We start from the raw sequence: 15,624 nt of genomic DNA, 5'->3' as shown, positions 1-15,624 counted from the left end.
CTGCACGCTTCACTTATGGCTGCTAACTTTCCTACTCAAGTGCAAGGCGGCATCGGGGCAACCGAGCCAGGCATTTCGCACGATGAGCACCTGCACCACGACGAGCACCACGAGCAGAATTTCCTGCAGAAGTACGTCTTCAGCACCGACCACAAGGTTATTGCCAAGCAGTTCCTGATTACGGGTATCTTCTGGGCGATTATTGGTGGTACGCTGTCGAGCCTGTTCCGTTTACAGCTGGGCTGGCCCGAGGCAACGCTGGAGTGGCTGCAGCCGCTGTTGGGCAAGTGGATTGAAGGGGGCAAACTGAACCCTGAATTCTACCTCGCGCTGGTAACGATGCACGGTACCATCATGGTATTCTTCGTGCTGACGGCTGGTCTGTCGGGTACGTTCTCGAACTTCCTGATTCCGCTGCAGATCGGTGCCCGTGATATGGCTTCGGGCTTCATGAACATGCTCTCGTACTGGTTCTTCTTCCTGTCGAGCGTAGTAATGTTCACTTCGCTGTTCATTGAAACTGGTCCGGCTGCTGCTGGCTGGACAATTTATCCGCCGCTGTCGGCGCTGCCCCAGGCCATTGCTGGTTCAGGTGCTGGTCAGACGCTGTGGCTGGTATCGATGGCACTATTTATTGTGTCGCAGTTGCTGGGTGGTGTGAACTACATCACGACGGTAATCAACCTGCGTACCCAGGGCATGAGCATGAGCAAGCTGCCCCTGACTATCTGGGCGTTCTTCCTGACGGCTATCCTGGGTCTGCTTTCGTTCCCCGTACTGTTCTCGGCTGCTCTGCTGCTGATCTTTGACCGTTCGTTCGGTACTTCGTTCTTCCTGTCGGACATTTACATTGCTGGTAAGGCGTTGTCGAACACCGGTGGTTCGCCCATCCTGTTCCAGCACCTGTTCTGGTTCCTGGGTCACCCCGAGGTGTACATCGTAATCATGCCTGCCATGGGCATGGTGTCGGAAATTCTGGCCACCAACGCCCGTAAGCCTATCTTCGGCTACCGCGCTATGATTGGCTCGCTACTGGGTATCTCGCTGCTGTCGTTCATCGTGTGGGCTCACCACATGTTCGTAACCGGCATGAACCCCTTCTTGGGTTCGGTGTTCATGTTCCTGACGCTGATCATTGCCGTACCCTCGGCCGTGAAAACGTTCAACTGGCTGGCTACTCTGTGGCGCGGTAACATCCGCTTCACTACGGCCATGCTGTTCTCCATCGGCTTCGTGTCGCTGTTCATTGCCGGTGGTCTGACGGGTATCGTACTCGGCAACGCTGCGCTGGACATCCAGATGCACAACACGTACTTCGTGGTAGCTCACTTCCACTTGGTAATGGGTTCGTCGGCCTTCTTCGGCCTGTGGGCTGGTGTGTACCACTGGTTCCCCAAGATGTTCGGCCGCATGATGGACGAGAAACTGGGATACATCCACTTCTGGCTGACGTTCATCGGGGTGTACTTGGTGTTCCTGCCGATGCACTACGTGGGTATTGCCGGTTTCCCCCGTCGTTACTACGCCTGGACGGGCTTTGACACCTTCAGCCAGTTTGCTGACCTGAACAAGTTCATCTCGGTAGCAGCTATCGTGGCCTTCATTGGTCAGTTCATCTTCATCTTCAACTTCTTCTACAGCATCTTCCGCGGCCGTCGTGCTACCGAGAACCCTTGGAACTCGACGACGCTGGAGTGGACGACGCCGGTAGAGCTTGGCCACGGCAACTGGCCCGGCGAAATCCCCGCCGTACACCGCTGGCCCTACGACTACAGCAAGCCGGGTGCCGCTGAGGATTTCATTCCGCAGCACGTACCCTACTCGCAGACGCAGTCGTCGAACCTGCCGTATGAGAAGGAAATGGAATAAGCGCCCCGCGCATTAGCCTTTTTAAACGGGCCGCTGTATCAACGGCGGCCCGTTTTTGTTTACTAGGGGAAACCGGTTCGGCAGCGCCGGGCGTGGTTTCCCTTTTTGTTTCTGGCGGCCCAGCCGCCTGTTTCAGGCCAACGTTACTTATGGCAACACCTTCTTTTGTGCGCCGCTTTCGGTTTTGGGGAATCCTGACGGTAGTGGCCGTGTACGTACTGATTCTGGTAGGGGGCATTGTACGGAGCACCGGCTCCGGCATGGGCTGCCCCGATTGGCCCAAATGCTTTGGTAGTTGGGTGCCGCCCACACACATCAGCCAGTTGCCTGCCAACTACAAGGAAATCTACACGGCCCAGCGGGTGGCGAAAAACCAGAAGCTGGCGGCCCGGCTGGAGCGCATGGGCTTTCATCAGGTTGCTGGCGACATTTTCGCACATCCGACCCAGTACATTGAAACCGACTTCAATGCGGTAAAAACTTGGATTGAGTACGTAAATCGGCTGGTAGGGGCACTGATTGGCGTGTTCGTGTTCGGAACGGTAGTATTTGCCCTGCCATACTGGCGCCGCGACCCGGTGGTGTTCTGGTTGGCCTTCGCCTCCTTTTTGCTTACGGGCGTGCAGGGCTGGCTCGGCTCTTTGGTGGTGTCAACCAATCTGCTGCCCATCATGGTAACCATTCACATGGGGCTGGCGCTGCTGATTGTAGCCATGCTGCTGTACGCCGTTGACCGGTCGCAGCGAGATACGGAAGCAGCAGCGGAACCGGTACGGGCTTTACCGAGCCTTGCGCTGGTGTTGTGGAGTGCCGTGCTGCTCACTTTCGGACAGATTGTGCTGGGCACGCAGGTGCGGGAGCAGATTGATTTGATTGCCGCCGCAGCTAACTACCTCAACCGGGCCGAGTGGGTAGCGCAGTTGGGCGGGACCTTCCGTTTCCACCGTACGTTCTCGGCCGTTTTGCTGCTGCTGAACGTGTATTTGGCGTACCAGCTGTACACACTGCCTTCGCGGCAGCTGCACCGGCTGGCTACAGCTATTCTGGGGCTGATAGGAGGGGAGATACTGGCTGGAGTAGTGCTGGCCTACTTCTCCTTCCCGGCGGCTGTGCAGCCTGTACACCTCACACTGGCTACGTTGCTGTTCGGGGCGCAGTTTCTGGCTGTGGTGGCCTACCATCGGGCCACTAAGTTGCGGCGGCAGGTGGCTACTCCGGCCGTTGTTGCGTAACTTTGCGGCCCCGTTTGGCGGACTTTTTCGCCGCGCAACCTGTTTACCGGTAGTTGATGAGCAAGGCTAGGGCTTTTTTCCAGTTACTAAAATTCCGGCTGGCTCTCACCGTGGCCTTCTCAAGTGCCATCGGCTACCTGCTGGGTGCCCACGAGCTGGACTGGGGCAAGGCACTGCTGGTGATGCTGGGCGGGCTGGCCGTAACCGGTTCAGCCAACACCATCAACCAGATTTTTGAAATTGACCTGGACCGGCAAATGAAGCGCACCGCCAAGCGTCCCCTGCCGCAAGGTATCATCAGCGCCCAGGAGGCGTGGGTGTTTGTGGTGGTGCTGGGCATACTAGGCCTGGGGCTGCTCACGTACTTCTTCAATCCCTTGGCGGCGGCCCTGTCGTTGGTTTCACTGATTCTGTATGGGTTTGTGTACACGCCGCTGAAAACCATTTCGCCCATCTGCGTGGCGGTAGGGGCCATTCCGGGCGGATTGCCGCCGCTGATTGGCTGGGTGGCCGCTACGGGGTATCTGGGCATTGAAGGGTGGATTCTGTTCGGGATTCAGTTTATGTGGCAGTTTCCGCACTTCTGGGCCATTGCCTGGGTGCTGGACGACGACTACAAGAAGGCCGGCTTCAAAATGCTGCCTACTCCCGGCAAGAAGGACCTACGCACGGCTTTTCAGATCATGACCTACACGCTGGTGCTGATTCCGCTGAGCCTGCTGCCGTTCTACTTCCGCATGACGGGCACCGTGTACCCGATGGTAGCGGCCGTGTGCGGGGTGCTGTTCCTGATGCAGACGTTTTACCTGATGCGCACCGTGAGCAAGAAAGCGGCGATGAGCATTATGTTCGGCTCGTTCCTGTACCTGCCCATCGTGCAGATTGCCCTGGTGCTGGACAAAGTATAATTCGATTCCCGGAAGTGAGAAGTAAGCTGCCGCGAGTGAGACAAAAGTATTCCCCGGCGTGTTTAAGCAGCAACTCACTTCTCTTGTTCTACTTCTCACTTCTTCGAACGATATGCATCCTTCTGAAGCCCTGAATACCAAGCAGCCCGCCACTGGCCTGCACCCGGCCCGTTTCCTACTCATGCTGATGATGGTCAGTGTGTTCATGATTTTTGCCGCGTATACCAGCGCGTATATTGTGCGTCGTAACGAGGGCAACTGGCTGGAATTCAGCCTGCCCGCCGGTTTCCTGATTACCACTTTTATTATTGCGCTGAGTTCCGGTACCATGCAGTGGGCGTGGCTGGCGGCCCGCAAGGACAATCTGGCCCAGGTGCGGCTGGCGCTGTCCATCACGCTGGCGCTGGGCGTAGCCTTTTTGATTGGGCAATGGGTGATGTGGGGCCAGCTGGTGGATCAGCGCATCTTTTTTGCGGGCGTTGATGCCAACCCTTCCGGCTCATTTCTGTATGTATTAACCGGCGTACACGGTTTTCACCTGATTACGGGCCTCATCTTTTTGCTGGTGGTTCTGCGTAAAAGCTTTCAGTATCAGGTGCATTCCCGGCAAATGCTGTCCATCGGTAACGTCACCATCTACTGGCACTTCCTCGGCGCGCTTTGGTTGTACCTGTATTTGTTCCTACTTTTGAACCACTAGAATTTCGTCAACCCCGCACGCTATGTCCACCATTTCCACGACGCAGGCCATTTCTGATTCCGCCCTGGATAAGCCGCGCACCGGCACCTGGGACGGCGGGAACGAGCCCTTCAACGCGAGCTACGGCAAGCTGATGATGTGGTTCTTCCTGTTGTCGGACGCCTTTACGTTCGCCGCCTTCCTGACCACTTACGGCCTGATCCGTCACCGCCACATGGCCTATGAAGGCACGCCCGAGGCCTTCACGTTCTCCACCAACTACTGGCCCATCCCGGAAAAGGTGTTCAACGCCTTCCCCGGCCTGCACGGTGTAGACCTGCCGCTGGCGTTTGTGGCCTTAATGACGATGATTCTGATTTTCTCGTCGGTGACGATGGTATTGGCCGTAGAGGCCGGCCACCGCTTCGATAAGAAAGACGTGCAGAAATGGCTGTTGTGGACAATTCTGTTCGGCTCCATCTTCGTGAGCTGCCAAGCTTGGGAATGGACGCACTTTATCACGGGTACCGAGTCGGGTACGCTGATGAACGACGGTACCCGGTTTTTCGGAGCTAACCTGGCCGTGAACCAATACGGTCCGGTGCTGTTCGCCGATCTGTTCTTCTTCATCACCGGTTTCCACGGTACGCACGTATTCTCGGGTATCTGCCTGCTGATTTACTGCTTCATTGCTACCACCAACGGTACTTTTGAGAAGCGCGGCCACTACGAGATGGTGGAGAAGATTGGCCTGTACTGGCACTTTGTAGACTTGGTGTGGGTGTTTGTTTTCACCTTCTTCTACCTGGTTTAATTTACTGGCGTACCTGTGCAGCTGAGTGACCCTGACGGTTGTTCAGCTGCCTGCGTTTCTGCTTTCTAACTCTGTTACGACTAGAACTCATGGCTCATCACGCGCCGCAGCAGCCCACTCACATTGGCGAAATCCCGAAGCCGAACACTTCCTGGATCTGGAAAACTTTCTGGGTAATTACCGCCATTACCGCCCTCGAATTTGCCATTGCCTTCGTGATGCCCGCCAGCACGCTGCGCAACAGCATCTTTATCATCCTGACCATCTGCAAAGCCTTCTTCATTGTAGCGGAGTTCATGCACCTGAAGCATGAAACGAAAGGCCTGATCTGGACGATTCTGATCCCGATGTCGTTGCTGGTGTGGCTGCTGGTGGCTCTTATCACCGAAGGCAACGCTATCCACAACGCCATTTTCTAAGGCATGAAGCCCCAACAAGTTCTGCTGTTGGGCCTCATTCTGCTAGTGCCGGTACTGGCTTTTCTGTTTCTGAAAAGCTTCGGAACCAACCGTTACGCGCTGCCAACTTACCTGCCCGACCGTGTGGACTCCACGCAGGTAGGCGGGAAGTGGCAGCGCGATACTGTTTTTCACCAGATTGGTGAGTTTCAGTTAACGTCCCAGTCGGGGCGGAAAATGACGGATCAGGCACTACGCAGTGAAGGCCTGTACGTAGCCAGCTTTTTCTTTTCAACCTGTCCCGGAGCCTGCCCCCGCATGAACAGCCAACTGGTGCGGGTGCAGGAGAAGTTTCGTAACGACCCGCGGGTGCGGTTAGCTTCCTTCACCGTGGACCCTGCTACTGATTCGGTGGCCACGTTGGCCCGGTACGCTGAACAATACGGGGCCATTGCTGGTAAATGGTTTTTCCTGACCGGCGACGCCGCAACTGTGCAGCGGGTGGCCACCCAGGAATTCCGGTTGCCGGCCCCTACCGGTAGTGGTCCCGCGCTGGTGCACAGTCAGACGGTATTTCTGGTGGACCGGAACGGCCAGGTACGCGGCCGCTACGAGGGCACTGACGAAAAAGACGTCAACCGGCTTATTACCGAAATTCAAGTTCTGCTCTACACTTATGAACACCCCTGATCCTACAGCCTCGGCTGGTTCCACCAAGTTTAAAGTTCTAGCAGTTGCCTTGGGGGCTATCATTCCGGTAGCCGTGGCTATCCTGTACTTCTTCCCCGGCGTATTTGTGATTCCGGGATTGAATGTGAAGATGCTGCCGGCCGTGAATGCCGTGCTCAACTCGCTCACGGCCGTGTTCCTGGTAATCGGCTACACGTTTATCCGGCGCGGCAACGTGGCCGCGCACCGGGCCATGATGGGGCTGGCGTTTCTGCTGGGCTCGTTGTTTCTGGTGTCGTACGTGGCGTACCACTCGCAGGTGCCCAGCACCAAGTTTGGGGGCGAGGGCCTGATTCGGGGCGTCTACTACTTCATCCTGCTCACGCACATTCTGCTGGCCGCCATTACGGTGGGGCTGGTGCTGTTTACGCTGTACTTTGCCCTCACCGAGCAATTTGCCAAGCACCGCCGCATTGCCCGCTGGACGTACCCCATCTGGCTGTACGTATCGGTAACCGGTGTGATTGTGTACTTCATGATTGCGCCGTACTACACGTAATCGGTGATAATTTTCAAGGCCTTCTTCCGCGAACCTGCGGGGCTGGCTGAGGGTTATAGCCGTACACTTTCTGTCAGAAACATCATGAAAAAAGTAGTAAATGCCGGGTTGTTCACGCTGGTGGTGGCCCTGCTGCTGAGCGTGCTGCCGTTGAGCACCCAGGCCCAGTGCACCATGTGCAAAACCCAGGTGGAGGCCTCCCGTCAGGAAAAAGACGGCTACGACACCACCGGTTTGAATAAAGGAATTCTGTACCTGATGACCATTCCGTACGTACTCATTGGTACGGTGGGCTTCTTCTGGTACCGGCACAGCCAGCAGCAGAAGAAAAAAGCTGCCCACGCCTAATCAATGGATTCTACGGTCGTCAGCATTTTGCAGCAACGTTGCCCCCGGTGCCACCAGGGGCCACTGTTTACGCACTCGGCTCTTAACCTGGCGCATTTCACCGAAATGCCCGAAGCCTGCCCAGTGTGCGGGCAGGCCTATGAGCCGGAGCCGGGCTTCTACTGGGGAGCTATGTACATCAGCTTTGCATTCTCCACGGCCATTATGCTGGTGGTGGGCTTTGCGGTGTACTACCTGCTGAACGACCCTGATACCTGGGTGTACATTACGGCAGTGGCCGTGGTGGCTCTGATACTGACGCCCCTGAGTCTGCGTTACTCCCGCACTCTTATGCTGTATTTATTTGGTGGGGTGCGCTATGATGCCCGCCGGGCCGCACGGCGCTGATTTGCTGGCCACTAGCTTTTCGTTAGGAAATGCCGCCTTCGGGCGGCATTTTTGTTTGGTATCAAGGTTGTAGTATCTCGGGCTCACCAGCCGTTTTCCTGTTGAAATTTCTGCGTTTACTTCCGGTTTGGCTATTGTTGCTGGCGCTATTGTGCTTTGCTGGCGCGTACGTGAGCAACCGCTACAGCCAGAATCCGGAGCTGGTATTGCAGGCCTCGGCCACGCGACTGCAGGATGCGTTGATGGAGGCCGAGTTGACCGGGGAGCGGGAGTCGACGGATTTGCTGCAACGGCTGGCCACGGGCCGCGTGAGCTTCCGCAGCCTCACCAGCCACACTACCTACCCCACGTTTATCTTCCGGGGTGAGCAGCCCGTGTACTGGTCCGACCACACGGTGCGGCCCGATGTGGAGCAGGCCCTGCAGCGCTACCACGAACGGCTGCTGGAAACCCGCTTTGGGAAGTTTCTGGTGCTGCGCCACGTGGAGGAGCCGTACGTGGTGCTCACGTATATTCCGCTGGAAATCACCTACGGCATCAGCAACCGGTACCTGCGCGATGGTAACGGGCAGGGTATCTTCCAGGGGCAGAATGTTCGGCTGGTAGTAGAGAAGTCAGGGCAAGACACCGGTTTGCCCCGGTTGGTTTCCAACGAGGGCAACTACCTGTTTTCCATAGCCAGCCTGCAGGCCGACCCCATTACCGGCAAATACCTGCCGCTGCTGCTGCTGCTGCTGGGCGTGGTGGCCTACATAGGCGGTTGGGTAGTGCTGGCGCGCCGACAGTTTGCCCAAGGCCAGACCCTGCGCGGCGTGGCGTTGGTGCTGGTGCCGCTGGTGCTGTTCCGGCTGCTGATTCTGGTGCTGGGCCTGCCGTTTTCCTTCTTGGAGGTACGTCTGTTCGACCCCCGGGTGTACGCGGCTTCTTGGTTGTCGCCTTCGTTAGGAGATTTGCTGCTGAATGCCCTGCTGCTGGCCGTTATTGCCTGGTACGCATTGCTGCTGTTTCGGCGCTACGGCCTGCTGCGGCTGGTACAGCGGGAGCACGCCGTGCGCCGCCGGGTACTGCTGGGCGCGGCGGCCGTTTTGGCTTTCTACGGGCTGCTGGTACTGCTCTTCGACTTTTACACCAGCAGCTTCAGCAACTCCCAGATTATTCTGGACATCACCCAGGATATTCAGGTAAGCCCTTTTAAGCTGGTGTTGGGCCTGGCCATTGTGCTGCACACCGGGAGCTTTCTGATGGGGTTTTACATGCTGGCGCAGGTGTTCAGCCACATCGTTCGGGTAAGTACCCGGCGGATAGGTATCCTGCTACTGCTATTGAGCGGGGTGGTGTTTCTGCTGGTGGGGCTGCTGCTGAACCAGGTGCACGCCACGCTGCTGGGTATTACGCTGCTGTTCTTTCTGGTGCTGCGCCTGACGGGGCTGAAATCGGCCGGGGCGGTGCTGCCGTACCAGGTGTACCTGTTCATCTTCTTGATGCTGGGCATTAGCTCGGCGGTGGGGGCACTGGCCCTGTACGAGCACTTCAACCGGCAGCTGCAGCTCAACAAGCAAAACCTGGCCGGCAACCTGCTCACCGATAATGACCTGCAGGGCGAGTACTTGCTGGTGGAGCGCGGGGAGGAAATGGCGAAAGACCCCGTGCTGCGGACTATGCTGGCCAGCCCCTTCGTGAACCTGGATTTGATCCGGCAGAAGGTGGTGAAGTTTTACCTGCGCAACTACTTTGACAAGTACGAGGTGCGGGTGATGCTGTTCAATCCCGAAGGTCAGGGCGTGGCCATTGGGGGCACGTTGGGCACTACGCGCGAATTTCTGCTGCGGAACGCCCGGCCCACCGACCACCCCAACATCTTTCTGGTGCGCGACAATGGTACGGCCTTCAGCTCGCGGCGCTACGTGGCGTTTATTTCGGTGCCTGCGCCGGAGACGGCGGATGGCTCCAGCACCATTGTGCTGGAGCTGGCCCTGAAAAAGCTCACGACCAACAGCGTAGTGCCCGAACTGCTCATCGACCAGCAGTTCTTTCAGCCCCGCCTGGGCACCGAGCTTAGTTACGCTGGCTACGAAAACGGCCAGCTGGTGTATAGTGAGGGGGATTTTGACTACGTGAACCGGCTGCCGGCCAGCCTATTCCGGGATGCGCGCCTGTACCGCACGGGCTTGGCCCTGAATGGTTTTCACCACCTAGCCGTGCGCAGCACCGATAAATCGGGGCGGATGGTGGTGGTAACCACGGCCACGTACTCCTTCTCTGACTGGCTGGCGAATTTTTCCTTCCTGTTCCTGCTCTACAGTTTCTGCTGCCTGCTGCTGATGGCGGCGGTGCTGCTAGTACAGGGCCGCTACCGCACTCTGCTGCGCACCAACTTCAGTACCAAGATTCAGCTGTTCCTGAACTTTGGGGTGCTGGTGCCTTTGATTGTGGTGAGCGTGGCCGTAGCCAGCCAGGTAACCAGCTCCTACAAGCGCGACCTGCGCCGGATTTACCAGCGCCGGGGTCAGGCCGTGCAGGAAAACCTGCTGCAGAACCGGGCCCTGCTCGGCGAATCGGCCAACCGCGCCGACCTAGTGGAGCTGGCCGAAAACGTGGCCGCCCTCACCGAAACGGACCTGAATCTGTACGACGCGCGCGGCGAGCTGCTGGTGAGCAGTCAGCCGCTCATCTTCGAGGCCAACATCCTGAGCACCCTCATGAACCCACAGGCGGTGGCGGCGCTGGCCGAGGATGGGCAGCCCCGGGTGCTGCTCACGGAGCGGGCCGGCTCGTTGTCGTTCAACACGCTCTACCTGCCGCTGCGGACCAGTGCCGTGCGCCAGGGCCGGCCGGGGCCGGTGGTGGGCTACGTGGGCATTCCGTTCTTCGACTCCGAAAAAGACCTCGACAACAAGCTTACCGAGCTGCTGAGTACTATTCTGAACGTCTTTACCTTGATGTTCATCCTGTTTCTGGTGCTGGCATTCGTGGCGTCGCGCATCCTCACCGAGCCGCTCAAGCTCATTACCGAGAAGCTTAAGCAGACTACCCTCACCGGCCAGAACGAAATGCTGGCCTACGAATCGGAGGACGAGATTGGGCTGCTGGTGCGCGAGTACAACCACATGCTGCTGAAGCTGGAGGAAAGCAAGCAGGAACTGGCCACCCAGGAAAAAGAGGCCGCCTGGCGCGAAATGGCCCGGCAGGTGGCCCACGAAATCAAGAACCCGCTCACGCCCATGAAGCTGAGCCTGCAGTTTCTGCAGCGCGCCATCCAGGAACAGCGCCCCAACCTGGATGAACTGATGAACAAGGTGTCGCAGACGCTCATCACCCAGATTGACGTGCTCACGGACATTGCCACCTCGTTCAGCAACTTCACCAACCTGCCCGCCATGCGCCCCGAGCGCCTCGACGTAGCCCCCATTCTGCGCCGTTGCGTGGGCCTGCACCAGGGCGGAGCCAACGGGGGCCGCATTGAGCTGCTGCTGCCCGCCGATGCCGAAACCGGCCGCTACGTGGTATTTGCCGACGAAAGTCTGCTGGTGCGCACCTTCAACAACCTGCTCATCAACGCCCTGCAGGCCGTGCCCGCTGACCGCACCGCCGAAATAACCGCCACCCTGGAAGCCGTGGGCGCCGACCGGGTGCGCATCGGGATTCAGGATAACGGCACCGGTATTCCGGAGGACGTGCAGAGTAAGGTATTCGTACCCAACTTCACCACTAAGGAGAAAGGCTCCGGCATTGGCCTGGCCGTAGCCCGCCGCGGCATCGAAAGCGCCGGCGGCCACATCTGGTTTGAAACCGAGGAAGGCCAGGGCACCCGGTTCTTCATTGAGCTGCCGCTGGCGGGGTAGGAGCTCACCCGTGAGGTAAACCAAAAGCGGTGCTTCCGGCGTTATAGCGGGCCCAGCGTCTTTGCATCGTAATTTTACTGGATGACCCGCAGCTCTACGCCTTCTTTCCTGCGCTTTTGGGGGCTGCTGGCGTTTTTCTGGCTGCTAATTGGCGGGGCGAAGGCCCAGCAGCGGCCCGATGCGCCGCCCAGTACCCGGCGGTGCGCGTGGGTGCGGCTGCTGCCCGGGCGGGATACCACCGAATTTAGCCTACGTGATACGCTGACCGTTGTGCCCTCGTCGGTGAGCGTGGAGGGCCGCTCGGTGAGTTATGATGCGCGGCTGGACCGGTACCGGCTGGTGCTGCCGGGGCGGCGGGTGCCCAGCCCCGAGCCCGGTCGCCCCGACGTGGTGCTGCCCGGCGGGCCCGATTCGGTGCTGGTGTGCTACCGGGTGCTGCCGCTGCAGCTCTCGGCTGCGCGGTACCTGCGGCCCCGTCGGCTGATGGACAGCCTGGATTTCTTCCGCCGGCCCACGTTTGGGGCCGAGGATTTTGCCGTCAAGGAGCAGATTCTGAGCACGCCGGGCATCAACAAAACCGGGAATCTGTCGCGGGGCGTGTCGTTTGGCAACGCCCAGAACGTGTTTGTGAATTCCTCCCTGAACCTGCAGCTGGAAGGGAAACTCACCGACCAGATCAACCTCACGGCCGCCATCAGCGACCAGAATGTGCCCTTTCAGCCCGAGGGCAACACCCAGCAGCTGCAGGAGTTCGACCGGATTTATATCACCCTCACGCACCCGCGCTGGAACCTGACGGCCGGCGACGTGGTGCTGCGCAACAAGCCCGATTACTTTTTGCGCTATTACAAGAACATTCAGGGTGGGGCGCTGGAAACCAATTTTGGGCAGCTGCCGGTGGGCGGGTTCGGCGGCGGCATTGGGCCGGGCGCTACCACGCCCCAGCTGTTTCAGTACCCCAATGCGGCGGGCACCAGCACGGGCACTTTTGTAACCGCTCCGCCCACGGTGCCGGTGCCGGCCGGCTCGGGGCAGGTGCAGAACGGCACGGCCGCCGCGCCGGCCAGCGCCACGCCCAACGGGGTAGGGCCGAATGGGCTGAGCCAGACCGTCACCACGCGCGCCGGGCGGCGCAACGGGCCGCTGCTGTCCACCAAAACCGGGGAGGCGTTTGCCACTACCTCGGTGGCGGCGGGCGTGGCCAAGGGCAAGTTTGCCAGCCTGGATATTGCTCCGCTGGAAAACGTGCAGGGCCCGTACCGCCTGCGCGGACCCAACGGCGAGCAGTTCATCATCATCCTGGCCAACTCCGAAAGGGTGTACCTGGATGGGCGGCTGATGGTGCGGGGCTTCGATTTCGACTACGTTATCGACTACAACCAGGCCGAGCTGACGTTTTCGCCCCGCCACCTGATTACCCGCAACTCCCGCATCAAGGTTGATTTCGAGTACTCCGATTTCAACTACACCCGCTCTTTGCTGCAGGCCAGCCACTACCAGCAGCTGGGCCGCCTGCAGGTGCACGCCAACTTTTACCGCGAAGCCGACAACCCCGACAACTCGCCCAACCTCACCCTCGACGACTCCACTAAAGCCCGCCTGCGCCGCCTGCGCGGCAACGAAAGCGTAGCCCGCCTGCCCGGGGCCGACTCAGTGAAGTACGACCGGACCCAACTGCAATACAGCCGGGTGACGCAGCTGGACCCCGTAACGGGCCAGCGGGTGCCGGTGTTTGTGTTTCCGCTGCGCGATACGCTGCAGGGCGCGTACCTGGTGCGGTTTACCAACGTGGGCGCAGGCCAGGGCAACTACCGCATCAGCACCACCAACGGCACGGCCAACGGGCGGGTGTATGAGTTCGTGGGCGAGGGCCGCGGCGACTACGCCCCCCTGCGCCTGCTGCCTACGCCCCTGCAGAAGCAGCTGATAACCGTGGGCACCAGCTACCAGGTTGATTCCACGGCCACCGTGTTTGTGGATCTGGCTGCTTCCGACCTGGATCTGAACCGGTTTTCGCCCGAGTCGGCGCAGGGACGGGCCATGCGGGTGGGCTACGCCGTGCAGGACCGGCCGGTGCGCCTGCCGGGCCTCACGGGCTACAAGCTGCGCAGCGCCCTGGATTATGAGTACACCAGCCACCAGTTTGCGCCCATTGACCGGTACCGGGACATTGAGTTTGACCGGAACTGGAGCACCGCCAATACGCTCATCACCAACAACCAGCGGCCCCGGGAAGAGAATATCCTGAACGCCGCCGTGGGCCTGGTGAAGGATGCCGACAACGCCATTGGCTACCGCCTGAGCCGGCGCTACCGGGCCGGGGAGGTGAACGGGGTGCAGCACTGGCTGGACGTGGCCCGGCAGCTGGGCCCGGTGCAGCTGCGGGGCAACCTGTTTCTGCTAAACTCGGAGGCCGGTCGGCGTGAGTCCCGGTGGGCGAGGGGCGAGGCGGCCGCCCGCTACGTGGCCGGGCCGGTGGTGCCGGGCTACGTGTACCGCTTCGATAAAAACCGGGTAGCCAAGGCCGCCGGTGACTCGCTCACCTCAGCCAACTACTACGATGAGCACGCCCTGTTCGTGCAGAGCCGCGACTCGGCCCGCACCCGCTTCCGGCTGGATTACAGCTACCGCCGCGACCAAACGCCCAACCCCGAGCAAACCGCTTTGCGCGAGCGGGGTCGGGCCCAGACCTGGCAGGGCACGCTGGCTTCCCGTATCAGCCCCACCCAGGACCTGAACATCCTGGCCACCTACCGCGACCTGGCCGTGCGCGACTCGGCCCGGCAGCGCACTGTGCTGGGCAAGCTCGATTACAACGCCAGCTTCCTGCAGAACGTGTTCCGCTCGGAGCTGAGCTACGCCGTGGCCACCGGCCGCGAAGCCCGCCGCGACTACACGTTTCTGAGCGTGCCGGCCGGCCAGGGCACCCACTACTGGGACGATCTGAACCGGAACGGGCAGCAGGAGCGTAATGAATTCTTCGAAGCCCAGACGCCCGATGCCCAGTACCGCACCTACATCAAGCTGTTTCTGCCCACCGACGTGTACGTGCCGGCTTACTCCAACCGCTTCAGCTACCGCCTCACTACCACCGCCCCGCGCAGCTGGCGCGAGCAGCCGGGTTGGCGGGGCCTGGCCGGGCGGTTCTCCACCCTTACCACCGTCACGCTGGACCGCCGCAGCACCGATAACTCGTTGTCGTCGCGCCTGAACCCGTTTGCCTTCCAAACGGCTGACTCCTTGCTGTTGAGCCTGAATAAGCTGCTGCGCAACACACTTTACTTCAACCGCTCCAACCCCATCTTCGGGGCCGAATTCACGGTGCAGCAAACCCAGCAAAAGGTGCTCCTGACCCAGGGCTCCGATACGCGCAACCTGGCTACCCAGAGCGTGTTGCTGCGCCGCACGCTGGCCCAGACGTTCACTGCCCGCTTCACCGCGGCGCGCAACATCCGCGAAAACCTGTCGACTATTCCGAATAGTAACCGCAACTTCCGGGTGCTGCAGTACGAGCTGGCCCCGGAGCTCAGCTACCAGCCCAACCAGGTGCTGCGCCTGACCACCAGCTACCTGCGCACCACCAAGCAAAACACCGCCGGCCCCGATGGCGACACCAACGGTACGTTTGATGATGTGGGCCTCGAAACCCGGGTCAGCCAGGTGGGCAAACGCACGCTGTCGGCAACCACGCGCTTTGTGCGGGTGGGCTTCCAGGGCAGCCAAGCCAGCCTCGTCGGTCTGGAAATTCTGAATGCCCTGCGCCCCGGCAGCAACTTCACCTGGAACCTGAACCTGGAGCAGCGTCTCAGCAACGGCCTCAACGTCACGCTGGCCTACGACGGCCGCAAAGCCAACGGCCTCAATGCCGTGCACACCGGCCGCATGCAGGTAGCGGTACTGTTCTAAATTGAGGAAGCAC

Annotated in this window: 12 protein-coding genes; all 12 read left to right on the top strand. The window is 59.8% G+C overall.

The window, feature by feature from the left end; genetic code table 11:
- The first annotated feature begins 15 nt into the window (after window positions 1-15).
- Complete coding sequence (locus ACN19L_RS07220; RefSeq protein ID WP_426492844.1) at window positions 16-1,869, top strand: cytochrome c oxidase subunit I; 1,854 nt, start codon at window positions 16-18, stop codon at window positions 1,867-1,869.
- Window positions 1,870-2,018: 149 nt separating this feature from the next.
- Window positions 2,019-3,101: a COX15/CtaA family protein gene (locus tag ACN19L_RS07215; protein ID WP_426492843.1), complete on the top strand. Its 1,083-nt coding sequence runs from the start codon at window positions 2,019-2,021 to the stop codon at window positions 3,099-3,101.
- A 56-nt stretch (window positions 3,102-3,157) separates the two neighbouring features.
- The gene (cyoE, locus tag ACN19L_RS07210) at window positions 3,158-4,009 is read left to right on the top strand and encodes a heme o synthase (protein WP_426492842.1); all 852 of its coding nucleotides are present in this window, start codon (window positions 3,158-3,160) and stop codon (window positions 4,007-4,009) included.
- Between the two features lie 112 nt (window positions 4,010-4,121).
- Window positions 4,122-4,709 carry a cytochrome c oxidase subunit 3 gene (locus tag ACN19L_RS07205; RefSeq protein ID WP_426492841.1) on the top strand — a complete coding sequence of 196 codons (588 nt, stop codon included), beginning with the start codon at window positions 4,122-4,124 and terminating at the stop codon, window positions 4,707-4,709.
- Window positions 4,710-4,731: 22 nt separating this feature from the next.
- A complete protein-coding gene (locus tag ACN19L_RS07200) occupies window positions 4,732-5,502 on the top strand; it encodes a cytochrome c oxidase subunit 3 (RefSeq protein WP_426492840.1) in 771 nt (256 codons plus the stop codon).
- Between the two features lie 89 nt (window positions 5,503-5,591).
- Entirely contained in the window at window positions 5,592-5,921 is a 330-nt protein-coding gene (locus ACN19L_RS07195) for a cytochrome C oxidase subunit IV family protein (protein ID WP_426492839.1), read from the top strand.
- A 3-nt stretch (window positions 5,922-5,924) separates the two neighbouring features.
- A complete protein-coding gene (locus ACN19L_RS07190; RefSeq protein ID WP_426492838.1) occupies window positions 5,925-6,590 on the top strand; it encodes an SCO family protein in 666 nt (221 codons plus the stop codon).
- Entirely contained in the window at window positions 6,577-7,128 is a 552-nt protein-coding gene (locus ACN19L_RS07185; protein ID WP_426492837.1) for a DUF420 domain-containing protein, read from the top strand. The genes ACN19L_RS07190 and ACN19L_RS07185 overlap by 14 nt, the downstream gene beginning before the upstream one ends.
- Before the next feature lie 84 nt (window positions 7,129-7,212).
- A complete protein-coding gene (locus ACN19L_RS07180) occupies window positions 7,213-7,476 on the top strand; it encodes a hypothetical protein (RefSeq protein ID WP_426492836.1) in 264 nt (87 codons plus the stop codon).
- Window positions 7,477-7,479: 3 nt separating this feature from the next.
- Window positions 7,480-7,863, top strand: coding sequence for a DUF983 domain-containing protein (locus ACN19L_RS07175; protein WP_226269768.1), 384 nt, complete (start codon window positions 7,480-7,482; stop codon window positions 7,861-7,863).
- A gap of 170 nt (window positions 7,864-8,033) precedes the next feature.
- Entirely contained in the window at window positions 8,034-11,705 is a 3,672-nt protein-coding gene (locus ACN19L_RS07170) for an ATP-binding protein (RefSeq protein WP_426492835.1), read from the top strand.
- A gap of 81 nt (window positions 11,706-11,786) precedes the next feature.
- Window positions 11,787-15,611, top strand: a complete 3,825-nt coding sequence (locus ACN19L_RS07165) for a hypothetical protein (protein ID WP_426492834.1) — start codon at window positions 11,787-11,789, stop codon at window positions 15,609-15,611.
- The last annotated feature ends 13 nt before the right edge of the window (window positions 15,612-15,624 follow it).

Source organism: Hymenobacter sp. 102, from assembly GCF_049949205.1.
Taxonomy (GTDB): Bacteria; Bacteroidota; Bacteroidia; order Cytophagales; family Hymenobacteraceae; genus Hymenobacter.
Note: the sequence above shows the minus strand (reverse complement) of the source record. Positions and strands in the feature narration are given on the sequence as shown.